Source organism: Streptomyces sp. NPDC096046 (genome assembly GCF_040303285.1).
In the GTDB taxonomy this organism is placed as follows: domain Bacteria; phylum Actinomycetota; class Actinomycetes; order Streptomycetales; family Streptomycetaceae; genus Streptomyces.
In genome coordinates this window covers 61,135-85,677 of the sequence record NZ_JBEOSZ010000034.1, presented here as the reverse complement: position 1 = coordinate 85,677, position 24,543 = coordinate 61,135, and the positions used below count along the sequence as shown (strand labels likewise).

The 24,543-nt window shown below is 71.1% G+C and carries 19 protein-coding genes; 7 read left to right on the top strand and 12 right to left on the bottom strand.

The genetic code is table 11. From position 1 onward, the window contains the following. Nucleotides 1–83 precede the first annotated feature (83 nt). The 4 genes from ABTX62_RS26070 to ABTX62_RS26055 all read right to left on the bottom strand — a co-directional run bounded on the left by ABTX62_RS26070 (nt 84) and on the right by ABTX62_RS26055 (nt 4,072). Nucleotides 84–782 (bottom strand): AAA family ATPase, encoded by a 699-nt coding sequence (locus tag ABTX62_RS26070; RefSeq protein ID WP_352118478.1) that lies wholly within the window; start codon nt 780–782, stop codon nt 84–86. Nucleotides 783–838: 56 nt separating this feature from the next. After that, the gene (locus ABTX62_RS26065; RefSeq protein ID WP_352118477.1) at nt 839–1,660 is read right to left on the bottom strand and encodes an ABC transporter permease; all 822 of its coding nucleotides are present in this window, start codon (nt 1,658–1,660) and stop codon (nt 839–841) included. Between the two features lie 103 nt (nt 1,661–1,763). Then, nucleotides 1,764–2,738 (bottom strand): ABC transporter ATP-binding protein, encoded by a 975-nt coding sequence (locus ABTX62_RS26060; RefSeq protein ID WP_352118482.1) that lies wholly within the window; start codon nt 2,736–2,738, stop codon nt 1,764–1,766. 122 nt (nt 2,739–2,860) lie between these two features. Then, a complete protein-coding gene (locus ABTX62_RS26055; protein WP_352118476.1) occupies nt 2,861–4,072 on the bottom strand; it encodes an NYN domain-containing protein in 1,212 nt (403 codons plus the stop codon). A 220-nt stretch (nt 4,073–4,292) separates the two neighbouring features. Between ABTX62_RS26055 and ABTX62_RS26050 the strand changes: the two genes are divergently transcribed. Continuing rightward, a complete protein-coding gene (locus tag ABTX62_RS26050) occupies nt 4,293–4,457 on the top strand; it encodes a hypothetical protein (RefSeq protein WP_283969691.1) in 165 nt (54 codons plus the stop codon). A 91-nt stretch (nt 4,458–4,548) separates the two neighbouring features. On the opposite strand, the gene dnaE is transcribed toward ABTX62_RS26050, so the two are convergent. Beyond that, nucleotides 4,549–8,088, bottom strand: a complete 3,540-nt coding sequence (dnaE, locus tag ABTX62_RS26045; protein ID WP_352118481.1) for a DNA polymerase III subunit alpha — start codon at nt 8,086–8,088, stop codon at nt 4,549–4,551. 217 nt (nt 8,089–8,305) lie between these two features. Between dnaE and ABTX62_RS26040 the strand changes: the two genes are divergently transcribed. From ABTX62_RS26040 to ABTX62_RS26025, 4 genes are all read left to right on the top strand, one after another. Continuing rightward, nucleotides 8,306–9,655: a DUF2252 domain-containing protein gene (locus tag ABTX62_RS26040; protein WP_283969689.1), complete on the top strand. Its 1,350-nt coding sequence runs from the start codon at nt 8,306–8,308 to the stop codon at nt 9,653–9,655. 67 nt (nt 9,656–9,722) lie between these two features. Continuing rightward, on the top strand, nt 9,723–10,418 hold the full coding sequence (locus tag ABTX62_RS26035) for a hypothetical protein (protein ID WP_352118475.1): 696 nt from the start codon (nt 9,723–9,725) through the stop codon (nt 10,416–10,418). A 78-nt stretch (nt 10,419–10,496) separates the two neighbouring features. Beyond that, entirely contained in the window at nt 10,497–11,306 is an 810-nt protein-coding gene (locus ABTX62_RS26030; RefSeq protein WP_352118474.1) for a thioredoxin domain-containing protein, read from the top strand. Nucleotides 11,307–11,398: 92 nt separating this feature from the next. After that, nucleotides 11,399–13,069, top strand: a complete 1,671-nt coding sequence (locus ABTX62_RS26025) for an alkaline phosphatase D family protein (RefSeq protein WP_352118473.1) — start codon at nt 11,399–11,401, stop codon at nt 13,067–13,069. A 6-nt stretch (nt 13,070–13,075) separates the two neighbouring features. Here ABTX62_RS26025 and ABTX62_RS26020 read toward each other — a convergent pair whose 3' ends face one another. After that, nucleotides 13,076–13,753, bottom strand: a complete 678-nt coding sequence (locus tag ABTX62_RS26020; RefSeq protein ID WP_352118472.1) for a dienelactone hydrolase family protein — start codon at nt 13,751–13,753, stop codon at nt 13,076–13,078. On the opposite strand from ABTX62_RS26020, the gene ABTX62_RS26015 reads away from it, so the two are divergent. Beyond that, nucleotides 13,752–14,888, top strand: coding sequence for a mechanosensitive ion channel family protein (locus tag ABTX62_RS26015; protein ID WP_352118471.1), 1,137 nt, complete (start codon nt 13,752–13,754; stop codon nt 14,886–14,888). The genes ABTX62_RS26020 and ABTX62_RS26015 overlap by 2 nt on opposite strands. 63 nt (nt 14,889–14,951) lie before the next feature. Here ABTX62_RS26015 and ABTX62_RS26010 read toward each other — a convergent pair whose 3' ends face one another. The 6 genes from ABTX62_RS26010 to ABTX62_RS25985 all read right to left on the bottom strand — a co-directional run bounded on the left by ABTX62_RS26010 (nt 14,952) and on the right by ABTX62_RS25985 (nt 20,701). Further along, nucleotides 14,952–15,692, bottom strand: a complete 741-nt coding sequence (locus tag ABTX62_RS26010; protein ID WP_352118470.1) for an SDR family NAD(P)-dependent oxidoreductase — start codon at nt 15,690–15,692, stop codon at nt 14,952–14,954. Nucleotides 15,693–15,735: 43 nt separating this feature from the next. Then, nucleotides 15,736–17,322, bottom strand: a complete 1,587-nt coding sequence (locus ABTX62_RS26005) for a Na+/H+ antiporter (protein WP_352118469.1) — start codon at nt 17,320–17,322, stop codon at nt 15,736–15,738. 95 nt (nt 17,323–17,417) lie between these two features. Next, on the bottom strand, nt 17,418–17,888 hold the full coding sequence (locus ABTX62_RS26000) for a GNAT family N-acetyltransferase (RefSeq protein WP_352118468.1): 471 nt from the start codon (nt 17,886–17,888) through the stop codon (nt 17,418–17,420). Then, nucleotides 17,885–18,829: an RluA family pseudouridine synthase gene (locus ABTX62_RS25995; protein ID WP_283969679.1), complete on the bottom strand. Its 945-nt coding sequence runs from the start codon at nt 18,827–18,829 to the stop codon at nt 17,885–17,887. The genes ABTX62_RS26000 and ABTX62_RS25995 overlap by 4 nt, the downstream gene beginning before the upstream one ends. A gap of 43 nt (nt 18,830–18,872) precedes the next feature. Then, on the bottom strand, nt 18,873–19,517 hold the full coding sequence (gene lspA, locus ABTX62_RS25990; RefSeq protein ID WP_352118467.1) for a signal peptidase II: 645 nt from the start codon (nt 19,515–19,517) through the stop codon (nt 18,873–18,875). An 89-nt stretch (nt 19,518–19,606) separates the two neighbouring features. Further along, the gene (locus ABTX62_RS25985; RefSeq protein WP_352118466.1) at nt 19,607–20,701 is read right to left on the bottom strand and encodes a TraR/DksA family transcriptional regulator; all 1,095 of its coding nucleotides are present in this window, start codon (nt 20,699–20,701) and stop codon (nt 19,607–19,609) included. A 603-nt stretch (nt 20,702–21,304) separates the two neighbouring features. Between ABTX62_RS25985 and ileS the strand changes: the two genes are divergently transcribed. Continuing rightward, nucleotides 21,305–24,481 carry an isoleucine--tRNA ligase gene (gene ileS, locus ABTX62_RS25980; protein ID WP_352118465.1) on the top strand — a complete coding sequence of 1,059 codons (3,177 nt, stop codon included), beginning with the start codon at nt 21,305–21,307 and terminating at the stop codon, nt 24,479–24,481. The last annotated feature ends 62 nt before the right edge of the window (nt 24,482–24,543 follow it).

Here is a 24,543-nt window from a genome sequence, read left to right as displayed (position 1 = left end):
GGTGCGGCGGTGGGGGCCCCTCCCGTTCGAGCGAAGCCGAGAGCGGGGGAGCGTGCCGGGCGTCGCGACGCCGCGGAGATCCGTCAGAAGGGCCTGGGGGCGGGCGATTGCGGATACGGCCCGGCCGGGAACTCGGGCTCCGGGTCCCGGGGCCCGAACAGCCCCATGAGCCCGAGGTGCAGCACCAGCGCGGCCAGTGGCCAGGCCAGCAGCGCCCCCTTCGCGCCCAGCTTCAACGGCGCGGAGAACGTCACCCCCTGGCCCACCTCCCGCGCCCGCGCGATCACGTCCTGCTCGGGTCCGAGCCACACGCCGACCCGCCAGGCGAGCAGCGAACCGAGCAGCCCGCCGAGGGCGAGCCCCACCACGAGCGGCACGCCCCCGCGCCGCCGCAGCAGAAAGACGACCAGCGCGCTCACGACGCCGAAGCCCAGCCCGAGCAGCGTGAACGTGCCGTCGACACCGATGGCCTGCTCGCCCTCGGTGTCCTTGAGGAAGACGACCCAGTTCTTCTCCACCACGTCACCGACCAGCGGCACCTGCGGCGCGAGCCACCACCACAGCACTCCGAGCAGCACCCCGCCGAGCGCCACGGCCACCGCGATCACGGCGGACTCCCGCAGTTCCGTCTTCATTCCGGGGCCGTCCTGTCCGTACCAGCCATGCCCGGCGTACTCGGCGTGCTGCGACCCGGGAGCCTGAGGCCCGGCGGCCGGCGGCTGCCACGATCCCTGTGCGGAGTGTTCATGCGGCGGCGGTGGGGGAGTCAGTGGTGCGGTCACCCTGCCATCGTGCCAGGCCCGCTTGTGTGCCGCGTCACCGGACGACCTCCGCGCGCTCACCGGACGGCCGCCCGGCGGTAGGCCCATGTGGCCACGGCCAGCGAGACGACACCGACGGCCGCGCACACGGCGAGGTCACCGAGGACGAACGCCCAGTCGGGGTGTGGCCCGAACGTCCGCGCGAAGGCCTCCACGCCGTACGTCGAGGGCAGCAGGTCCCGGGTGAAGCGCACGACCTCCGGCATCCGGTCCGCGGGCAGCACGCCCAGCAGCAGTGCCGCCGACATGCCCAGCTGCCCGAGCAGCGTGGCCAGCTCCGGCCGGGGCGCGAGCAGTCCCAGCGCCGCCCCGAGCCCGGCGAGCGCCGCGCCCGCGAGCGGGATCACGGCCAGGAGGATCCACAGATGGGCCATCGGCAGCCCGAACAGCACACAGCCGAAGACCGCCGTCACAACGGTCCCGGGCACCGTGAACGAGGCGTACGCGCCCGCCGCGCCCAGCACCACGGCCGCCGGCGGCACCGGCAGCGTCGCGTAGTGGTCGAGTCCGCCGCTGGCCCGCAGCTGCCCGAAGTACTGCGCGAGCAGGTTCAGCGCGACGAAGGCGACCACCAGGACCGACGACCCGGCGACGACGGCCTGCGCCTCCACCCCGTCGTCCACGACCCCGCGCATCAGGATCATGATCCCGACCGACTGGAAGGTGGCCACGAACAGCAGTGGGATCCGCGCCACCCTCGCCCGGGACAGCTGGGCCCGGTACACGGCCGCCAGCGACGGCCACAGCCGCGCCCGGGGTCCGAGTTCGGCCGCGCACACGGCGGGCTCGTCCACGGCCAGGGCACTGCCCGGCAGGACATCGGCGGGTACGACACTCACGTCGTGCTGCTTCCCTTCGCTCGGGTCCACTGCGGCAGTCGCCTGTTCGATACGGCTACGGCGGGCGGTGCACTCACCACCGGCGCGCCCCGCGCCCCGGTGCTCACACCTTCACCAGCCCCTGCTGCGCGGCACCGCCGAGGGCCAGGTACACGTCCTCCAGGCTCGGCGTGGTCAGCGTGAAGTCGTCCAGGGCGGCGAAGGCGGCCCCGCCGGTGACGGTCGCGACGACCGCCCGGGCCTCCTCGGGCCCGAGCCGCAGCGTCCAGCGGCGGCCCGACTCCACGACACGGTCCCGCAGCGCGGCCACCTCGGGCACGTGCAGCGGAGCCGCGTCCCGCCACACCAGGTCGACGCGCACCTCACCGGCGACCTGCTCCTTGAGCCCGGCCGGGGTGTCGCAGGCGATGACCCGCCCCCGGTCGAGGACGGCCACCCGGTCCAGCACGGTCTCGGCCTCGATGACGTTGTGGGTGACGAGCAGCACGGTCGTCCCGCGCTCGGCCCGCCGCCGGTCGACGGCGGACCACACGGCCCGGCGCGCCACCGGGTCCATGCCGGTGGTCGGCTCGTCCAGGACGAGCAGCGGCCGCTCCCCCACCAGGGCCGCGGCGAAGCACGCCAGGCGCCGCTGGCCCCCGGAGAGCTTCTTCAGCGGCCGCCCGGCGAGCGGCGTGAGGCCCAGCTCGTCGAGGACGGCGTCCCGCTCGGCCCGCGCCTGCCGTAGGTCCAGCCCGCGCAGCCGCCCGGTGGTCTCGGCGGCGAGGGAGACCGTGAGCTCGTCCAGGGCGGTCGACTCCTGCCCGAGGTAGGCGAGGATCCGCGCGGCCCGTTCGGGATGGCGCACGATGTCGTGACCGAGGATCTGCACGCCGCCCCGGTCGGGCCGCATCAGCCCGGTCAGCTGGCGTACGAGGGTGGACTTGCCGGCGCCGTTCGGACCGAGCAGGCCGAAGATCTCGCCGCGGCGGATGTCCAGCGTCACGTCGTCGGTGGCCCGGACCTCGGGTGTCGCGGGGGCACCGCGCCGGGCCCGCACCGCCGGATAGGTCTTGGTCAGCCCGCGGACCGCGCACACGACGTCACCGTCGTGCCGAAATGCCTGTGCCGCGCGCTTACTCACAAAGGACGAGACTACGGGGTCGGCGACCCCGGTCCGCTCTCGGGGCGGTCCGCGAGGGAAATCCGTCGGCGATGATCTCAGGCGTCGACGGGTGGGTGCTCCACGCCCGTGCGCACGCTGATCTCCCGCCAGAACCCGGCCCGGATGGCGTACCGGTCCCGTTCGTCGATCTGGTCGTCCTTGTGGGCGAGCAGGCCGAAACGGGCGGCGTAGCGCAGCAGCTCCCCGTCGACGCGGTGCGGGATGCGCGGGTACATCCCGGACAGTTTCGGGAGGTGGCTCTGGTCGCCGAGGCGCTCCACCCAGCGCCGGGCGAAGACCTGCCCCACCTCGTAGGGGTCGCCGCCGACGGTGGTGATGTCCTCCTCGCGGTCGGCCCACCGCTGCTCGGCCGTGGTCAGCTGGGCGAGTGTCGGCATCGAGGCGGCCTCGGGGGGCTCGGCCGTGGGCCGGTCGACCCAGCCCTTGTCGGAGGACCACCGGAGGGTGGCGGAGGCGGGGGGCTGGGCGGGCTGGGGGCCGGGGGCGCGCAGGGCGGCGAGGTCCTTGGGCGTGGGGACGCCTTTGGCGGCGGGCAGCCGCTCCTCGGTGCCGTTGTGCCCGGGGTCGGATGTCGGGTGCCGGGGCTGCGGGGCGGGCCGTTCGGTCGCGGCGCCGAGGGCGGACTCGGGCAGCGGCGCGGAGAGGATCGCGGCGATCTCGGGCCGGGGCGCGGGCTGGGGCGCGCACACCCCGGAATGGTCCTTGGCGCGGACGGCCCTGGTGATCCACGTACGGTCCAGGACGCGCCGCTCGTCGGCCTCGGCGACCAGGTCCTCGGACTGGTTGTAGTCGCCGTCGGCGGCCTGAACGGCCCAGAGGTGGACGGCGACGCCGTGCTCCTTGGCGGCCATCATGCCGGGCAGCAGATCGCCGTCGCCGGTGACGAGGACGACGTCGGAGCAGGCGCGGTTGCGGGCCAGTTCGGTGAGCTCGGCGTGCATCGCGGCGTCCACGCCCTTCTGCGCCCAGCGGCCGTCGCTGCGGGTCAGCGCGCCGAGCCGGACGGTGACCCGGGGCATCACGCGCAGCCGGCGGTGCTCGGGTTGCGGAACGCGGTCGGGGGCGCCGTCGAACCAGTAGATGCGCAGCAGCGGCTGCTGCGTGTCGGATTCTGCACGCTCACGCAGCCCCTGGATGAGGGCGGTGTGGTCGACGGTGATGCGGGACCGTGAGGGCTCCCCGGCGAGGAGACTCGCCGCGGCTCCCAGCAGATACCCAGCGTCCACCAGGACGATGCAGCGGTCCACGCGACTCACCCTCTTCCCAGGAGGTTTGCTTCGGGCTTGCTTCGAGTCTGCCCGACGGCGCGGAGGTTAACGGCCCGAACTCGATCTTCGGCGTGGCGTTTCGGGACATCCCGCTCCGACCACCCCTGTCACGCACGGTAATTGTCCGACATGCGATCGTTGTCGGCCTGTGTGAATCTGGTCCCGGCCCTGGCCCCTAGTCCCCTCAGGAGGCACCACCATGGCCAAGAACAAGAACCGTGACCGTAAGCAGCAGCGTCCGACCGAGCGTGGCCAGCGGGCCGACCGCAGCCCCGCCTCGCAGACGGAGCCCCAGCCCGAGGTCGAGGTGACCCCCGGCGAGATGGCGTCCGGCAAGCGAAAGCGCAGCTTCGGCCACAACTGACATCCGCGTGACGGGCTGTTGAGCTCACGCACCTGCACGAGGGGCGTACCCGATGCCGGGTACGCCCCTCAAGCGCATCGAGATCCCCGCGTCAGCCGGCCAGGCAGGACGGCCCGAGCAGCACCTTCAAGTCGCCGAAGAGCGCCGGGTCGGGCTTGACCCGGTGCCGGTCCAGCCGCAGCACGGTCGTCTTGGTCGGCCCCTGGAGCCTGATCCGCACCTCGCTGTCGCCCTTGTGGTGACTGAGGACTTCGCCCAGGCGGCTGACCAGCGGCGGGGTGACCCGGGTGGCCGGGATGGTGAGGACCACGGGCGCGTTGGTACCCGCGTTGGACAGGTCGGGAACCATCAGCTCCATCGCGACGAGCCGCGGCACGTCCTCACGCTTGTCGAGACGGCCCTTGACGAACACCACGGCGTCCTCGACGAGTTGCGTCGAGACGAGCTGGTAGGTCGCGGGGAAGAACATGCACTCGATCGAGCCGGCGAGGTCCTCGACGGTGGCGATGGCCCAGGCGTTGCCCTGCTTGGTCATCTTGCGCTGCAGGCCCGAGATGATGCCGCCGATGGTGACGACCGCGCCGTCGGAGTGCTCACCGCCGGTCAGCTGGGAGATACCGGCGTCGGCCTTGTCGGACAGGATGTGCTCCAGGCCGAACAGCGGGTGGTCGGAGACGTACAGACCGAGCATCTCCCGCTCCTGGGCGAGCAGATAGGTCTTGTCCCACTCGTCGGGCGAGAACTCCACGTCGAGCCCGAAACCCGGCTCGCTGGTCTCGGCCTCGCCCATGCCGCCGAAGAGGTCGAACTGCCCCTCGGCCTCCTTGCGCTTGACCGCGACCACGTTGTCGATCATCGGCTCGTAGTGCGCGGTGAGCCCCTTGCGGGTGTGGCCCATGGCGTCGAAGGCACCGGCCTTGATCAGCGACTCGGTGGTGCGCTTGTTGCAGACCACCGCCTCCACCTTGTCGAGGTAGTCCGGGAAGGAGACGTACTTCCCCTTGGCCTTGCGGCACCTGATGATCGACTCGACCACGTTCGTACCGACGTTGCGGACGGCGGAGAGGCCGAAGAGGATCACGTCGTCGCCCTGGGCCGCGAAGTTGGACATCGACTCGTTGACGTCCGGCGGGAGCACCTTGATGCCCATGCGGCGGCACTCGTTGAGGTAGACGGCCGACTTGTCCTTGTCGTCCTTCACGGACGTGAGCAGGGCGGCCATGTACTCGGCGGGGTGGTTCGCCTTGAGGTACGCGGTCCAGTAGGAGACGAGTCCGTAGGCGGCGGAGTGCGCCTTGTTGAACGCGTAGCCGGCGAAGGGGACCAGCACGTCCCACAGGGCCTGGATGGCCTCGTCGCTGAAGCCCTTCTTGCGGGCGCCCTCCTGGAAGAGGACGAAGTTCTTCGCCAGTTCCTCGGGCTTCTTCTTGCCCATCACGCGGCGGAGGATGTCGGCCTCGCCGAGCGAGTAGCCGGCGATGATCTGGGCGGCCTTCTGCACCTGCTCCTGGTAGACGATCAGGCCGTGGGTGACGTCCAGGACCTCCCGGAGCGGCTCCTCCAGCTCGGGGTGGATGGGCGTGATCTCCTGCTGCCCGTTCTTGCGCAGCGCGTAGTTGGTGTGGGAGTTCATGCCCATCGGGCCCGGGCGGTACAGGGCCGACACGGCGGAGATGTCTTCGAAGTTGTCCGGCTTCATCAGCCGGAGCAGGGAGCGCATGGGGCCGCCGTCGAACTGGAAGACGCCGAGGGTGTCGCCGCGCTGGAGCAGTTCGAAGGTCGTGGGGTCGTCGAGCGGGAGGCTCAGGAGATCGATGTCGATCCCCTTGTTGGACTTCACCATCTTGACGGCGTCGTCCATGATCGTGAGGTTGCGCAGGCCCAGGAAGTCCATCTTCAGCAGGCCGAGCGACTCGCAGCTCGGGTAGTCCCACTGGGTGATGGTGACCTTGTCCGTGTGCCGGACCCAGACGGGCACGTGGTCGGTGATGGTCTCGCTGGACATGATCACGCCGGCGGCGTGCACGCCCATCTGCCGGACCAGGCCCTCGACGCCCTTGGCGGTGTCGATGACCTTCTTCACGTCCGGCTCGTTCTCGTACATCGCCCGGACCTCGCCCGCCTCCGAGTAGCGGGGGTGCTCGGGGTTGGTGATGCCGTCCAGGTTGATGCCCTTGCCGAGGACGTCGGCGGGCATGGCCTTGGTGATGCGGTCGCCCATCGCGTACGGGTAGCCCAGCACGCGCGCGGAGTCCTTGATCGCGTTCTTGGCCTTGATCGTGCCGTACGTGCCGATCATGGCGACCTTGTCGGCGCCGTACTTCTCCGTCACGTACCGGATCACCTCGACGCGCCGGCGCTCGTCGAAGTCGATGTCGACATCGGGCATGGAGATGCGCTCGGGGTTGAGGAACCGCTCGAAGATCAGGCCGTGCGGGATGGGGTCGAGGTCGGTGATGCCGAGGGCGTAGGCGACGATCGAGCCGGCCGCCGAGCCTCGGCCGGGGCCGACCGCGATGCCCTGCTTCTTGGCCCACATGATGAAGTCGGCGACCACGAGGAAGTAGCCCGGGAAGCCCATCGAGATGATGGTGTCCATCTCGTACTCGACCTGCTTCATGCGGTCGTCCGGGATGCCGTCCGGGAAGCGGCGGTGCATGCCGCGCAGGGTCTCCTCGCGGAACCAGCTGACCTCGGTGTAGCCCTCGGGGATGTCGAACTTGGGCATGAGGTCGCGCTTTTCGAACATGCCCTTGGTGTCGACCATCTCGGCGATCAGGCGCGTGTTGGCACAGCCCTCCTGCCAGGCGTCCGAGGAGTCGATGGCGTACATCTCGTCGGTGGACTTCAGGTAGTAGCCGGTGCCGTCGAACTTGAAGCGGTCCGGGTCGGAGAGGTTCTTGCCGGTCTGGATGCACAGCAGCGCGTCGTGGGCGGTCGCCTCGTGCGCGTACGTGTAGTGCGAGTCGTTGGTGACCAGCGGGGGGATGCCGAGCTTCTTGCCGATCTCCAGCAGACCGTCGCGGACCCGGTGCTCGATCTCGATGCCGTGGTCCATCAGCTCCAGGAAGTAGCGGTCCTTGCCGAAGATGTCCTGGTAGTCGGCGGCGGCCTTCAGGGCCTCGTCGAAGTGGCCCAGGCGCAGCCGCGTCTGGACCTCGCCGGAGGGGCAGCCGGTGGAGGCGACGATCCCCTCGGACCACTGGGCGATGGTCTCCTTGTCCATCCGGGGCCACTTCTGCAGCCAGCCCTCGGCGTACGCGTCGGAGGACAGCCGGAAGAGGTTGTGCAGGCCGGTCGAGCTCACCGCCCACATCGTCTTGTGGGTGTAACCGCCGGAACCGGACACGTCGTCCCGCTTCTGGTGCGGCTGGCCCCACTGGATCTTGCGCTTGTTGCGGCGGGACTCCGGCGCGACATAGGCCTCGATCCCGATGATCGGGGTCACTCCGGACTTCTGGGCGGTGTGGAAGAAGTCGTACGCCCCGTGGAGGTTGCCGTGGTCGGACATGGCGATGTGCGTCATGCCCATCTCGTTGCACGCGTTGAACATGTCCTTCAGCCGCGCGGCACCGTCCAGCAGCGAGTACTGGGTGTGGACGTGCAGGTGCGTGAACGGCGGCTTTGACACGGCTGCGGCCTCCAGAGAAAACATGGATCGAATGGGGCCCGACAGGCTGCGGACAGTCTGGGGGACAGCGTCGAAGTCTATGCCTCGGCGGTGACACCGGGAGGCCTGACCCGCGTACCTTCGTGCGAGGCCTCGCGGGCACTCCCGCGGGCCCCCGCACGTTAGGCGAAGGGCGGACCAGCCGCCCTGCGACGCATGCACCAGGAGGCACCCAGCGATGTCGTTCCCGCAGCTCGACGACGAGCACCGCGGTGAGGAGATCCTCGCCGTCTTCGACACCGCCTTCGGCCGGCTGCTGGCCGCCGACCCCGCCGCGTTCCGCGTGAAGTTCCGGAAGATGGCGGCCTCGGCCTTCGCCTTCTACCGGGGGACGGCGTGCCTCTTCTACCACGACATGGACAAGGAGACCGCCGGGCGGGACGGCGGGAAGACGCCCGGCGGTCCCTACCTGGACGAGCGCACGTCCCGCGTGTGGATCCACGGCGATCTGCACGCGGAGAACTTCGGCACCTACATGGACGCCAACGGCCGCCTGATCTTCAACGTCAACGACTTCGACGAGGCCTACGTCGGCCCCTTCACCTGGGACCTGCAGCGCTTCGCCGCCTCCATCGCGCTGATCGGGTACGCGAAGGCGCTGAGCGACGAGCAGATCTCCGAGCTGGTGACGATCTACGCGGTGGCGTACCGCGAGCGGATCCGTGCCCTGGCGACGGGCGCGAAGAGCGACGAGGTGCCGCCGTTCACGCTGGACACGGCCGAGGGCCCCCTGCTGGACGCGCTGCGTGACGCCCGCTCCCTGACCCGCTTCGGCCTGCTGGACGCGATGACGGAGATCCGCGACTTCGAGCGCCGCTTCGCGGCGGGCGGCGGCTCCGTCGAGCTGGACGCGGCCACGCGCTACAAGGTCCTCGCCGCTTTCGACGGATACCTGGAGACGCTGCCGGACAGCTCGCTGGCCCGCCCGGACTCCTACCGCGTGAAGGACGTCGTCGGCCGGCGCGGCATCGGCATCGGCTCGGCGGGGCTGCCGTCGTACAACATCCTGCTGGAGGGGCACAGCGACGCCCTGGAGAACGATGTCGTGATCTACATCAAGCAGGCCCAGACCCCGGCCGTCTCCCGGCACATCACCGACCGGGCGATCCGCGACTACTTCCAGCACGAGGGGCACCGCACGGTCATCTCCCAGCGTGCCCTCCAGGCCCACGCCGACCCGTGGCTGGGCTGGACCGAGCTGGACGGCGCGGGCCAGCTGGTCGCCGAGGTCTCACCGTACGCCGTGGACCTCGACTGGGACGACATCGACGACGCGGAGGAGATCGCCCAGGTGGTGGCCGACCTCGGACGGGCGACGGCCGCGATGCACTCGGCGGCGGACGACCAGTCCGGCGAGTCCCTGGTGCCGTTCTCCACGGAGCGGGCCATCGACGCGGCGATCGCGGCCGACGAGGAGGGCTTCGCCCCCCTGCTGGTCGACTTCGCGCACCGCTACGGCGCACGCGCGCGTGCGGACCACCAGAGCTTCGTCGACCTGTTCCGCAACGGACGGATTCCGGGCCTGTGACGGTAAGGCCTCTCACTGGCATCCTTTAGGGGTCCCTTACGGGCCCCCATGACAGACTCGTTTCGCTATGGACATATCCGGGATCCAGCTCAGAGCCGTACGCGCGGCGCTGTTCACGACCGTGGTCGTGACACTCAGCACCGCGTCGCACGTGCTGCTGTCCCGGGCCCCGCTGCCGGTGGGCACGGTGGCCGCGGTCGCCGCCGCCGTGTTCGTGATCGCGTTCGCCCTGGCGGGCGCCGAGCGCTCCTTCGGAAGGATCGCGGCCCTGCTGATCCCGCTGGAACTGGCCGCCGACACGGTCTTCACCACCGGTCAGCACGCCTGTTACGGCCGGGCGGGCGGCCCGGTCGCCGGGCCCCTGCGCTCGGTCGGCCTGGACGTGCTCTGCGGCGGCGGTGAGGTCGGCACGCCCCTGGCCCGGATGGCAGGGGCCACCGGCACCGAGCGGCTGGCGGCCGCGGTGGTCCATGCCGACCCGGCCACCGCCTGGCTGCTGCTCGGCGCGCACGTCGGCGTCGGGCTCCTCGCCGCCGTCTGGCTGCGCCGTGGCGAGCGGGCCCTCGCCCAGCTGCTGCGGGCGGTGACGGCGACCACGTTCCGGCCGCTGCTGCTGGCGGTCGCCGCGGTCGCGGTGGAGCGGGCCCCGGCCGGGCGGCGCCTGCCGGCGCGTGCCGCGGACCGCACCCCCACCGCCCGCGACCGAATCCTCGCCCACTCCCTGGGACGACGTGGACCACCGTGCTCACCCGCCTCGGCATGAGGCACGTTCGAGCACGGGCAGTCCCCCTCACCCATTCCGCACACGCGGGTGTGCGCGTCCCCCACGGAGAACATCATCATGAGCAAGCGGAACAGCCAGGCGGCGAAGTCGGCGGCCCGCGAGCGGCTGCGCGTCGAGCGTGAGCGCGAGGCCAAGCGCGCGAAGGTCAAGCGGCAGGTCATCGTCGCCTGTTCCGTCGTCGGCGTCCTCGCGATAGCCGGCGGCATCGGCTACGCCGTCGTTCAGGCCAACAAGCCCAGCTACTGGGAGGGCCAGAAGGACGCCGAGGTCACCGCCCCGGCCAACACCACGGGCACCGACGGCACCACGGTCGTCATCGGCAAGGACTCGGCCAAGAAGACGCTGAAGATCTACGAGGACCCGCGCTGCCCCATCTGCGCCCAGTTCGAGCAGACCGTCGGCCCGACCGTGAAGAAGGACATCGACGACGGCAAGTACAAGATGCAGTTCGTCGGCGCCACCTTCATCGACGAGAAGGACAACGGCGAGGGTTCCAAGAACGCCCTGAGCGCCCTGGGCGCCGCGCTGAACGTGAGCGACGAGGCGTTCCTCGACTACAAGGCCGCCCTGTACTCGGCGAAGTACCACCCCGAGGAGACGACCGACAAGTTCAAGGACGACAGCTACCTCATCAAGGTCGCGAACACCGTCCCCGAGCTGAAGGACAACAAGAAGTTCCAGGACGCGGTCGAGAAGGGCACCTACGACGCCTGGGCGATGGCCATGTCGAAGACCTTCGACGACAACAAGGAAGGCGTGAAGGGCACCCCGGCCTTCGTCATGGACGGCAAGCAGCTGAACGACGGCACCCCGCTGATGACGGTGGCCGACTTCAACAGGGTCGTGGGCGAGGCGCTCAAGCAGTGACGGCCCGTCGGGAACCGGCTTCCCTGTGAAGAGCGGGCGAACTTCACGAGTTCGCCCGCTCCGGCGCGTACCGATCAGTAACCTGATCGGTCGTGACCAGTCGATACAGATCATCGAAAACGTCAGAGGGCGTCAACTCCCTCACTCCCCGCCGCCGTACGGTCGTCAAGGCCGCGGCGGCGTCCGCTGTCCTGGCCGGGCCGCTGGCGGCGACCCCGCCGGCGCGCGCCGTGGAGCAGGCACCCGCCTTCCTGCACGGCGTGGCCTCCGGTGACCCGCTGCCGGACGGCATCCTGCTGTGGACCCGCGTCACCCCGGTGCCGGAGGCGATACCCGGCTCCGGAGTCGGCCCGGACACCGAAGTGAGCTGGGTCGTCGCCGAGGACAAGGCGTTCACCATCGTCGTCGCCAAGGGCTCCACCACCGCCACGGCCGCCTCGGACCACACCGTGAAGGCCGACATCCGCGGCCTGCGGCCCGGCACCGACTACTGGTTCCGCTTCTCCGCCGGCGGCACCGACTCCCCCGCCGCGCGCACCCGCACCGCCCCGGCGCACGACACGGCCGTCCCGGGCCTGCGCTTCGGCGTGGCCTCCTGCGCCAACTGGGAAGCCGGTTACTTCTCCTCGTACCGTCATCTCGCGGCCCGCGGCGACCTGGACGCCTGGCTGCACCTGGGCGACTACATCTACGAGTACGGCACCGGCGCGTACGGCACCCGCGGCAAGGTCGTCCGCCCGCACGCCCCGGCTCACGAGATCCTCACGCTGGCCGACTACCGCACCCGGCACGCCCGCTACAAGACCGACCCCGACCTCCAGGCGCTGCACGCCGCGGCCCCGGTCGTGGCGATCTGGGACGACCACGAGTTCGCCAACGACGCCTGGTCGGGTGGCGCGGAGAACCACACGGAGGGCGCCGAGGGCGCCTGGTCCGCCCGTCAGGCCGCCGCGAAGCAGGCCTACTTCGAGTGGATGCCGGTGCGCCCGGCGATCGAGGGCACCACCTACCGCCGGCTGCGCTTCGGCAAGCTGGCCGACCTCTCCCTGCTGGACCTGCGCTCCTTCCGCTCGCAGCAGGTCAAGGTCGGCGACGGCGACGTCGACGACCCGGACCGCACGCTCACCGGCCGCGCCCAGCTCGACTGGCTCAAGGCGGGGCTGAAGTCGTCCGACACGACCTGGCGGCTGGTCGGCAACTCGGTGATGATCTCGCCGTTCGCCATCGGCTCGCTCTCCGCCGACCTGCTGAAGCCCCTCGCCAAGCTGCTGGGCCTGCCGCAGGAGGGCCTCGCCCTCAACACCGACCAGTGGGACGGCTACACCGACGACCGCCGCGAGATCCTGGCGCACCTGCGGACGAACGCGATCCGCAACACGGTCTTCCTCACCGGCGACATCCACATGGCCTGGGCCAACGACGTGCCGGTGAACGCCGGCACGTATCCGCTGTCCCCGTCGGCCGCCACGGAGTTCGTCGTCACCTCGGTCACCTCGGACAACCTCGACGACATGGTGAAGGTCCCGGAGGGCACAGTGTCGGCGGTCGCCTCCCCGGTCATCCGCGCCGCCAACCGGCACGTCCACTGGGTGGACACCGACCGGCACGGCTTCGGCGTCCTGGACATCACGGCCGAGCGCGCGCAGATGGACTTCTACGTCGTCTCCGACCGCACGAAGCGCGACGCGACCGCCACGTGGTCCCGCTCGTACCGCACCCGCAGCGGAACGCAGAAGGTCGAGCGCTCCTACGACCCGGTGTAGCGGCCCCTACAGGGTGTCGAGGAAGCCGAGCGCCACCCGCCAGGTGGCCTCGGCGGCCTCCTCGTCGTAGTCCGGCAGGCCGGGGTCGGTGTAGAGGTGGCCGGCCCCGGCGTACCGGTACACCTCGACGTCGGCGCCGGTGCGGCCCATCTGGAGGTACCAGGCGCTGAGCCAGTCGTCCGTCTCGAAGGGGTCCGGCTCCGCCACGTGCAGCTGGACGGGCAGGTCCTCCGCCGTGACGTCGGGCGCGATGTCCGACGTGCCGTGCAGCAGGAGCAGTCCACGCGCCCGGTCGTCGCCGAGGGCGAGCGTCTGCGCGATGGAGGCGCCGAGCGAGAACCCGGCGTACACCAGCCCGCGCTCGGAGTAGGGCGCGGAGGCCAGCACGGCCCGCTTCAGCAGCTCGTCCTTGCCGATCTTCTCCTTGTGCTCCATGCTCTCCTCGACCTCATCGAAGGTGCGCCCCTCGAAGAGGTCGGGCGTCCACACCTCGTGTCCGGCCGATCGCAGCCGGTCAGCGGCCTGGAGCACCGCCGGCCGCAGTCCGAGGGTCGAGTGAAAGAGCATGATGTTCATGAGGCCATGGTGCCAGCCGGGTGTGACCGCCCGGGTTCCCGGCACTACCCAGGACGCAACGGAAGTCACAGGTTCATGCCCGCGGGAGCCGGTTAGGTTCGGGGGCATGGAGAACCTGCTACGACCGCTGATCGTGGTCGGTGGCTCGGTCGTGCTCACGCTGGTGATCGGCTGGGCCACCGACTTCCTTCTGCGCAAAGCCGACGCACGGCATCACGACACCCCGCTGTGGGGGCTGCTCCGCCGTGCCCGCATCCCCTACCAGCTCGTGCTGGGCGCCGCCCTGCTGAGAGGCTCGTACGACGAGGCGCAACTGCTGCAGAGCCGCGAGGAGGCCGTCGGCCGGGTACTGGCCCTGGTGCTGATCGGGTCGGCCGCCTGGCTGATCATCCGGATCGCGGCGGCGATCGTCGAGACGTCCTACAGCCGGTACGCCCACGCCCGGGTCCACCGGGATCCGGCCCGGGTCCGCCGGGTGCGCACCCAGGTGACGCTGATCATGCGGGTCCTGTCCGCGATCGTCGGCGTGGTGGCCGCGGCGAGCATGCTGCTGACCTTCCCGGCGTTCAAGGCGGCCGGTGCCTCGCTGCTGGCCTCGGCCGGCATCCTCGGCATCGTCGCCGGTGTCGCCGCGCAGTCCACGCTGAGCAACATGTTCGCGGGCTTCCAGATCGCCTTCGGTGACATGGTGCGTATCGGCGACACCGTGGTCGTGGACGGCGAGTGGGGCACGGTCGAGGAGATCACGCTGACGTTCCTGACCGTCCGCACGTGGGACGAGCGCCGGATCACCATGCCGGTGTCGTACTTCACGTCCAAGCCGTTCGAGAACTGGTCGCGCGGTACCCCGCAGATGACCGGCATCGTCTTCTGGCACCTCGACCACTCGGCGCCCCTGGAGGCGATGCGCGACAGGCTCCGCGACATCCTGCGCGAGTGCCCGGCCTGGGACGGCCGCGCCTACAACCTGTCGGTCACGGACACCACCCCGACCACCATGCAGGTGCGGGCCCTGGTGACGGCCAAGGACGCGGACGACATCTGGACGGTGCGGGTCAGGGTCCGCGAGGAGATGATCCGCTGGCTGACCCGCGAGCACCCGTACGCCCTGCCCCGCGTCAACACGGCGGACGCGGTCCCGCCGCCGTCGTCCGGCGGCAACGGCCACCGCCCGGCCCCGCAGACCGTACCGGCCCAGCAGCGCCGCTACCACGGGAACGGCCCGGGACGGCCGGACCGCTGACGATCGGGACGGGCCCGCGCCGGTACGACGGGGGAAGGGCCGGCCCTCCCCCTGTCCGCCGGATCAGTGGCCGCGCTCGGCGCCGCCGTTGACCTGGATGATCTGCGAGGTGATGTGCCCGGCGCCCGGGGAGGCCAGCCAGTGCAGGGTCTCGGCGACGTCCCCCGGGGTTCCGGCCCGCCCGTTCGAGGTCTCGGCGATGAGGCGCGCCCGTCGCTCCTCGGCCATCGTGTCCCCGAAGAACCCGGTGTCCTCGATGTACCCGGGCGCGACCACGTTGACGGTGATGCCGCGCGGCCCCAGTTCCCGCGCCAGAGCGTGGGCGTAGGGGTGCAGCCCCGCCTTGGCCGCCGCGTACGCCCCGATCCCCGATCCCCGGTAGGCGGCGATGGAGCCGAGGAACAGCACCCGGCCGCCGGGCTCGGCGAGCCGCGGCTTCAGCGCCTCGGTGAGCAGGACGGCGGTGAGGATGTTGAGCCGGAAGTTCACGCTCCAGGTGTGCGCGACGGCCGCGAGCGGATCATCACCCGGGGCGTCCGGTTCGAGCAGCCCGCTGCCCCCGGCGCCATGCACGAGCACGTCCACAGCTCCCAACTCCCGCTGCACGAAGGCGGCGACACCGCGCACGTCGGCCGGCTCGGCGAGATCGGCCGCGTACGTCAGCGCGCCGGGCACCCCGGCCTGCTGGAGCACCTCGGTCCGCCGCCCGAGCAGCAGCACCCGATCCCCGTCGGCGGCGAACACCCGGGCCGCCGCGAGCCCGATTCCCGTACCTCCACCACTGATGACCACATTCCGCGCCATGTGAACGACCCTATGCCGCCTCGGCCGCCCGCCGCGACGTGACTCAGCGCAGGCTGCGGACGTCGAGGTGCCGCAGCACCCGGTCCACCACCTCGGGGTCGGCCCCCGGCTCACTGCGCGCCGCGAGCACCTCGTGCCGCGCCGCACTCAGCATCTCCTGCTGGATGCGCCGGACCCGCTTCACCCGCGGGGCCCTCTCCCGGTACGCCTCGCGCCGTTCGTCCTCCGCCAGTTCGGGACTGATCCGCACCCCGATGTCGTAGGCGCGCCGCAGCATCTGCTCGGACAGTTCCTCCGGCAGCTCCTCGTTCTCCTCGATCTCCCGCAGTCTGTGCTTCGCCGCCTCGGCCGCCCGGATCGCCAGCGCCTTCGCGAGCTCCTTGTCCTGGTCCGTGTCGGCCTTCACGCCGAGCCGCCGCACCAGCCACGGCAAGGTGAGTCCCTGGAGCACCAGCGTCGCCATGATCACTCCGAACGCGATGAAGATGATCTCGTCCCGGCTGGGGAACGGCGCGCCCGCGTCGGTCTCCAGCGGGATCGCCAGCACCAGCGCGACCGAGGCCACCCCGCGCATCCCCGACCACCACATCACCACGGTCTCGCGCCAGCTCACCGGGATGTCCTCGTCGTAGTCCCGCCGCGCGTGCAGCCGCTTGGTCAGCCAGGTCGCCGGCAGCAGCCACAGCAGCCGTGCCAACACCACGACGACCACCACCACCGCCGCCCACCAGAGCAGCTCGCCCCACCGCCCGGAGGCCGTGCGGATGGCGTTGTGCAGCTCCAGCCCGACCAGCCCGAACGCGACGCCGGTGACGAGCGTGTCGACGATGTTCCAGAAGGTGTGCCCGGCCAGCCGCGTCATGACGTTGTCGGCGTCCGAGCCGTACTCCGCGAGGAACAGCGCGGTGGTGAGCACGGCGAGCACGCCCGAGCCGTGCAGTTCCTCGGCCAGGACGTACGCGGCGTAGGGCACGAGCAGGCTCAGCCCGATCTGCAGGGTCGCGTCGCCGAGCACGTCCATCAGCTTGTTCGCACCCCAGCCCAGGGCGAGGCCCACGGCCACCGCCACCACGGCCGACAGCACCAGGTCGAGCCCGGCCTTCCAGGGTGAGAACGTCCCGCTGACGGCGGCGGCGATCGCCACGTGGTAGAGGACGATGGCCGTCACGTCGTTGAACAGCCCCTCGCCCTCCAGGATCGACACCAGCCGGCGCGGCAGTCCCAGCTGTCCGGCCACGGCGGTCGCCGCGATCGGGTCGGGCGGCGCCACCAGCGCGCCCAGCGCGAACGCCGCCGCGAGCGGCAGCCCCGGCACGATCGCGTCGGCGACGGCGGCGACAGAGGCCATGGTGACGAACACCAGCGCCACGGCCAGCAGGAAGATCGGCCTCTTGTTCGCCGCGAACTGCCGCCAGGACGTGCGCCGCACGGCGGCGTACAGCAGGGGCGGCAACAGCAGCGGCAGGATCAGGTCCGGCGGGATCTCGACGTTCGGCACGAACGGGAGCAGTGCGAGGACCATGCCCAGCAGCGTCATCAGCACCGGCGCCGGTACCGCGAACCGGTCGCCCACGGGGACACTGATCACGGCCCCGAGCAACAGCAGGAACAGCAGGGCCAACTGATCCACGGTCAGCTCTCCGAGAGGTCACATGTGCACACGACTGCCCTCAAGCCTGCCACGCGACTCCAGGGACAAACCGTCTCTGCACCTGCCACGCGGGGCTAGAGCGAACGCCGCATCCCCTGATGCGGAATGCCCGCCTCCAGGTACTCCGGCCCGTACGGCTCATAGCCGAGCCGCTCGTAGAAGCCCAGCGCGTGCGTCTGCGCGTGCAGATCCACGGCCGTGAGACCCCGCGCGCGTGCCGCGTCCTCGATGGCCCGCACCAGGGCGGCCCCGACGCCGAGCCCGCGCGCGGCGCCCGTGACCGCGAGCCGGCCGAGGGAGCCCACCGTCGGTCCGGCGCCGGTCTGCGCCACGGCCGCCGCCCCGTGCAGCAGCCGCCCCGTCCCGAGCGGCACACCGTCCTCGCGGACCGCCAGCACATGGACCGCGCCGGCGTCGTACGCGTCGTACTCGATGTCCTCCGGCACGCCCTGCTCGCCGACGAAGACCTCCTTGCGCACCGCGAAGCACGCCTCCCGGTCGGCCGGGCCCTCGGCGACCCGCACCAGGTACGGGGCGGTGCTCACGCGTACGTCTCCTCGCGGACCTGCTCCAGGGCCGCGTGCAGGTCCTCCGGGTAGTCGCAGGAGAACTCCGCCCACTGCCCGTCCCCGGGGTGCTCGAAGCCGAGCCGCACCGCGTGCAACCACTGACGGGTCAGCCCGAGGCGCTTGGCGAGCGTCGGGTCGGCGCCATAGGTGAGGTCGCCCACGCAGGGGTGCCGGTGAGCGGCCATGTGGACACGGATCTGATGCGTGCGGCCGGTCTCCAGCTTCACGTCGAGCAGGGAGGCGGCGCGGAACGCCTCGATGAGGTCGTAGTGCGTGACGGACGGCTTGCCCTCGGCGGTGACGGCCCACTTGTAGTCGTGCTGCGGGTGCCGGCCGATGGGCGCGTCGATGGTGCCGCTGGTCGGGTCGGGGTGGCCCTGGACGAGCGTGTGGTAGCGCTTGTCGACCGTGCGCTCCTTGAACTGGCGCTTCAGCGACGTGTACGCGTACTCCGACTTGGCGACCACCATCAGCCCCGACGTGCCCACGTCGAGCCGGTGCACGATGCCCTGGCGCTCGGCGGCGCCGGAGGTGGAGATCCGGTACCCGGCGGCGGCGAGGCCTCCGATGACGGTCGGCCCGGTCCAGCCCGGCGACGGGTGCGCGGCCACGCCGACCGGCTTGACGATCACGACCACGTCATCGTCGTCGTGCACGATCTCCATGCCCTCGACCGGCTCGGCCACGACCTGCACCGGCGCGGGCGCCTGCGGCATTTCGACCTCCAGCCAGGCGCCGCCGTGCACGCGCTCCGACTTGCCGACCACCGACCCGTCGACCGTGACCTTTCCCGCGGCGGCGAGCTCGGCCGCCTTGGTACGGGAGAAGCCGAACATGCGGGAGATGGCGGCGTCGACACGCTCGCCCTCCAGGCCGTCGGGCACGGGCAGGGTTCGGATCTCGGGAATCGTGCTCACCCGTCGAGTATGCCGGACGGCTCCGACAGGGCCGCACGCGCGCTCAGTCCTTGTGGACGGTGCCGTCCGGGTCGAGGCCCTTGAACGACAGCACGACGATCAGGATGCCGCCGCACACGATCGCCGAGTCGGCCAGATTGAAGACGGCGAAGTGCTTGGGCGCGATGAAGTCCACGACCGCGCCCTCGAAGACGCCCGGCGCCCGGAAGATCCGGTCGGTGAGATTGCCCAGCGCCCCGCCGAGCAGCAGGCCCAGCGCGATCGCCCAGGGCAGGCTGTAGAGCTTGCGGGCCAGGCGGGCGATCACCACGATCACCGCCGCCGCGATCATCGTGAAGATCACGGTGAAGGCCTCGCCGAAGCCGAAGGCCGCGCCCGCGTTGCGGATCGCCTCGAACTTCAGCCAGTCCCCGATGATCTCGACGGGCGGGTGGTGCTCCAGCTTGGCCACCACGATCAGCTTGCTGATCAGGTCGAGGGCGTACGCGAACGTGGCGACGGCGAACAGCACCGCCATCCGGCGCTTGCCCCGGGGCCGCCCGGGGCCGGTCTCCGGCTGGTCGGCACCGGCCGCCGGGCCGGTGCCGGGCTCGCCGGCCGGAGTGCCCTCGGAGCCGGGCCGCTCCTTGCCGCCGCCGGCCGCGTCCGGTGTGTCCGGCGTACCGATGATGCGCTCCGCCTCTGCCACGTGAGTCCCTCAACCTAGGTGCCTGACTGAGGACGAGGGTACGACACACCCCGTACGTCGCACGTGCTCAGGAGGCATTCGGTGGCCGGTCAGTAACGGCGCTCCTGCTTCTGCTTGCACTCCACGCACAGCGTGGCCCGGGGGAAGGCCTGCATGCGGGCCTTGCCGATGGCATTGCCGCAGTTCTCGCACAGGCCGTAGGTGCCCGCGTGCAGGCGTTCCAGGGCGCGCTCGGTCTGCAGGAGCATCTCGCGCGCGTTGGCGGCCAGGGCCAGCTCGTGCTCGCGGGTGATGTTCTTGGTGCCGGTGTCCGCCTGGTCGTCGCCCGCGCCGTCCCCGGAGTCCCGCATCAGTCCGGCGAGCGACCGCTCCGACGACGTGATCTCCTCACGCAGCCGGATCTCCTCGGACGTCAGCTCGGAGCGCGCCTCCTCGACCTCCTCCTCCGTCCAGGGGTCCTCGCCCGGGCGTACCGCGAGCTCACCGGGCTCCGCCGCGGCGACCCGTGCCTTCGGAAGGGCGGTCTTCGCCGCCGTGGCCGTGCCAGGAGTCTTCTTCGCAACCACCGTCGTCGCTCCCGTCTGCTGCGCGGCCTCGGCCGCACCCGCCTTCGTGGCCGCGCTGCGCGCGGCCGTGTCCTGTGTGACCGCGCCGGTCGGGGCAGCGCCCTTCCCGGCCGCGCTCTTGGTGGTGCTCTTTCCGCCGGTGGCCTTCTCGGCCGGGGCCTTCCTGGCCGCCGTCTTCCTCGCGGCCGCCTTCGCGCCCGCCGGTTTCTTCCTGGCCGCGCTCTTCTCGGCCGGGACGGTCGTCTTGGCCGTCGCCCTCTTCCCAGCCGCCTTCCCGGCCGGGGCCTCGGGTGCCGGGGCCCGGCCCGCGGTCCTCTCGGCCGCCGCCGTTCCGGTCCCCGCCGTCCTGATCGTCTTCTTGGTCGTCGTCCTGGTGGCCGTCTTCTTCGCCACGGCTTCCTCGCCGGCCCCTTCCCCGGCCGCGGCCTTCCCGGCCGTCACCTTCTTCCCGGCCGTCCGCGTCCCCCCGGTCGCTTTCCCCCCGCTCTCCTTCGCCCCGCGCCCCGCCGGGGGCCCCTGCCCGGGCTTCTTCCCGCCCACGCCCTTGGCCGCACCGCCGGAGGCCTCCGTGGACCTGCCGGACGCCGGATGCTGTACGGCGGTCTTCTTCGCCACCATGGCCGCGGCCCCTTCACATATTGTGATCTTGCTCGCGCATCGTGCTGGGACGATAAATCGACTCGAGTCCCGCGGCAACGGGGCACACCGCCCGATTCGCCCGCCTCGCGCACGCCGCGCGGCGAACCTGCATCCGTTGTGCCCAGCTCCCCGCCCGGTAATCCGCCGAGCGGGACGTCCCAGGATCCGAACACCTATACCGCGCCATTCGGGTCATCAAACCCATTTCGCCCTCTGCTCGGCCCTCCACTCCCGGCAGCCCCGAAAACGGGTCGGCCGCTGTCCGCGCGGCGCCGTACACTGGGCGGAGCGAAAAGCGTGGATGGGGACGAGTAGCGGCGTAGGCAGCCCAGAGCGACCCGGGGACGGTGGAAGCCCGGGGGCGAGCGCGACGCGAAGATCACCCCGGAGCCGCCGGAAGAACGCCCTCCAAGGCCAGTAGACCCGGCATCGCGACCCCAATGAGGGGGCTCACCGGCGCACACCCCGTGCCGGAGGGCCAAGGAGGGTGGTACCGCGGGAGCGCGCCGAAGGCGGCGCAGGCAGGCCTAGCTCTCGTCCCTCCGGACGGAAGGCAGCAAGTCCGCCGGAGGAAGCCCGCTGATGACATCGCCGACGTACCGCCAGGTGCCCGCCCAGGTCGACCTGCCCGCCCTCGAGCACGCCGTGCTCGACTTCTGGCGCGAGCAGAAGATCTTCGCCAAGAGCCTGGAGCAGTCCGAGGGGCGCCCCGAGTGGGTGTTCTACGAGGGCCCGCCCACCGCCAACGGCATGCCCGGTGCCCACCACATCGAGGCCCGCGTCTTCAAGGACGTCTTCCCCCGTTTCCGCACCATGCGCGGCTACCACGTGGCCCGCAAGGCCGGCTGGGACTGCCACGGCCTCCCCGTTGAGCTCGCCGTCGAGAAGGAGCTCGGCTTCTCCGGAAAGCAGGACATCGAGGCGTACGGCATCGCGGAGTTCAACGAGAAGTGCCGCGAGTCGGTGACCCGGCACACGGACGCCTTCGAAGAGCTCACGACCCGCATGGGCTACTGGACCGACCTTCAGGACCCCTACCGCACGATGGACCCCGAGTACATCGAGTCGGTCTGGTGGTCGCTGAAGGAGATCTTCAACAAGGGCCTGCTGGTCCAGGACCACCGCGTGGCCCCCTGGTGCCCCCGCTGCGGCACGGGCCTGTCGGACCACGAGCTGGCGCAGGGTTACGAGACGGTCGTCGACCCGTCGGTCTTCGTCCGCTTCCCCCTCACCTCCGGCCCGCTCGCCGGTGAGGCCGCGCTCCTGGTGTGGACGACGACCCCGTGGACCCTGGTGTCCAACACCGCCGTCGCCGCCCACCCCGAGGTCACCTACGTCGTCGCCACCGACGGCGAGGAGAAGCTCGTCGTCGCCGAGCCGCTCCTCGCCAAGGCCCTCGGCGAGGGCTGGCAAGCCACCGGTCAGACCTTCACCGGCGCCGAGATGGAGCGCTGGACGTACCAGCGCCCCTTCGAGCTGGTGGAGTTCCCGAGCGCGAGCGAGGGAACCAATGGGCACAGCCCGGCCGAGGCCCACTTCGTGGTCAACGCCGAGTACGTCACCACCGAGGACGGCACGGGTCTGGTCCACCAGTCCCCCGCCTTCGGTGAGGACGACCTCAAGGTCTGCCGCGCCTACGGTCTGCCGGTCGTGAACCCGGTCCGTCCGGACGGCACCTTCGAGGAGGACGTCCCCCTCGTCGGCGGGGTCTTCTTCAAGAAGGCCGACGAGAAGCTCACCGAGGACCTCGACAGCCGCGGCCTGCTCTTCAAGCACATCCCGTACGAGCACAGCTACCCGCACTGCTGGCGCTGCCACACCGCGCTGCTCTACTACGCCCAGCCGTCCTGGTACATCCGCACCACGGCGCTCAAGGACCGTCTCCTCGCGGAGAACGAGGGCACCCACTGGTTCCCGGACACCGTCAAGCACGGCCGGTACGGCGACTGGCTGAACAACAACATCGACTGGGCGCTGTCCCGCAACCGCTACTGGGGCACCCCGCTGCCCATCTGGCGCTGCGAGGACGACCACCTCACCTGCGCCGGATCCCTCGCGGAGCTGACCGAGCTGACCGGCACGGACCAGTCGGGCCTGGACCCGCACCGCCCGTTCATCGACGACGTCACCTTCGCCTGCCCGCAGAACGGCTGCGGAAAGACGGCCACGCGCGTGCCCGAGGTCATCGACGCCTGGTACGACTCGGGCTCGATGCCGTTCGCGCAGTGGGGCTACCCGTACAAGAACAAGGAACTGTTCGAGGCCCGCTACCCGGCACAGTTCATCTGCGAGGCCATCGACCAGACCCGCGGCTGGTTCTACACGCTGATGGCGGTCGGCACGCTCGTATTCGACAAGTCGTCGTACGAGAACGTCGTCTGCCTCGGTCACATCCTGGCCGAGGACGGCCGCAAGATGTCCAAGCACCTGGGCAACACCCTGGAGCCGATCCCGCTCATGGACCGGCACGGCGCCGACGCGGTCCGCTGGTTCATGGCGGCCGGCGGCTCCCCGTGGGCGGCCCGCCGCGTGGGCCACGGCACGATCCAGGAGGTCGTCCGCAAGACGCTCCTGACGTACTGGAACACGGTCGCCTTCCAGGCCCTCTACGCCCGTACGACGGGCTGGGCCCCGTCCGTGGCGGACCCGGCCCCGGCCGACCGCCCGGTCCTGGACCGCTGGCTGCTGTCCGAACTGCACGCCCTCACCGACCAGGTCACCAAGGCCCTGGACGCCTACGACACCCAGCGCGCCGGCAAGCTGCTGTCCGCGTTCGTCGACGACCTGTCCAACTGGTACGTGCGCCGCTCCCGCCGCCGCTTCTGGCAGGGCGACAAGGCGGCGCTGCGCACGCTGCACGAGGTCGTCGAGACGGTCACGCAGCTGATGTCGCCGCTGACCCCCTTCATCACCGAGCGGGTGTGGCAGGACCTGATCGTCCCGGTCACGCCGGGCGCCCCGGAGTCGGTCCACCTGTCCTCCTGGCCGGAGGCGGATCTCGGCGCCATCGACCCGGAGCTGTCGAAGCAGATGGTGCTGGTGCGCCGGCTGGTGGAGCTCGGCCGGGCCACGCGCGCGGAGTCGGGCGTCAAGACGCGTCAGCCGCTGTCCCGCGCGCTGATCGCGGCGACGGGCTTCGACACGCTGGACCCCGAACTGCGCACCCAGATCACGGAGGAGCTCAACGTCGAGTCCCTCGCGACGCTGAGCGAGGTCGGCGGGAGCCTGGTCGACACCACGGCGAAGGCCAACTTCCGCGCGCTGGGCAAGCGATTCGGCAAGCGCGTCCAGGACGTGGCCAAGGCCGTCGCGAACGCGGACGCCGCCGCCCTGTCCCTGGCCCTGCGCGAGGGCACGGCGTCGGTCGAGGTCGACGGCGAGACCATCGCGCTGGCCCCCGACGAGGTCATCATCACGGAGACCCCGCGCGAGGGCTGGTCGGTGGCATCCGACGCCGGGGCGACGGTCGCCCTGGACCTGGAGATCACGGAGGAGCTGCGCCGTGCGGGTCTGGCCCGGGACGCGATCCGCCTGATCCAGGAGGCCCGCAAGAACAGCGGCCTCGACGTGGCCGACCGCATCGCGCTGCGCTGGACGGCCACGGACCGGGCGACGGCAGAGGCCCTCACCGACCACGCCGGTCTGATCGCCGACGAGGTCCTCGCCACCGACTTCGCCGGCGGTGAGGCGGACGGCACCTACGGCGAACCCTTCACCGACGAAGGTCTGTCCCTGACGTTCCGGCTGCGCAAGGCGTAACGCTCAGGCCGAAGGCCCGGACCCGCCAAAAATCTTGGTGGGACCGGGCCTTCGGCGTTGCG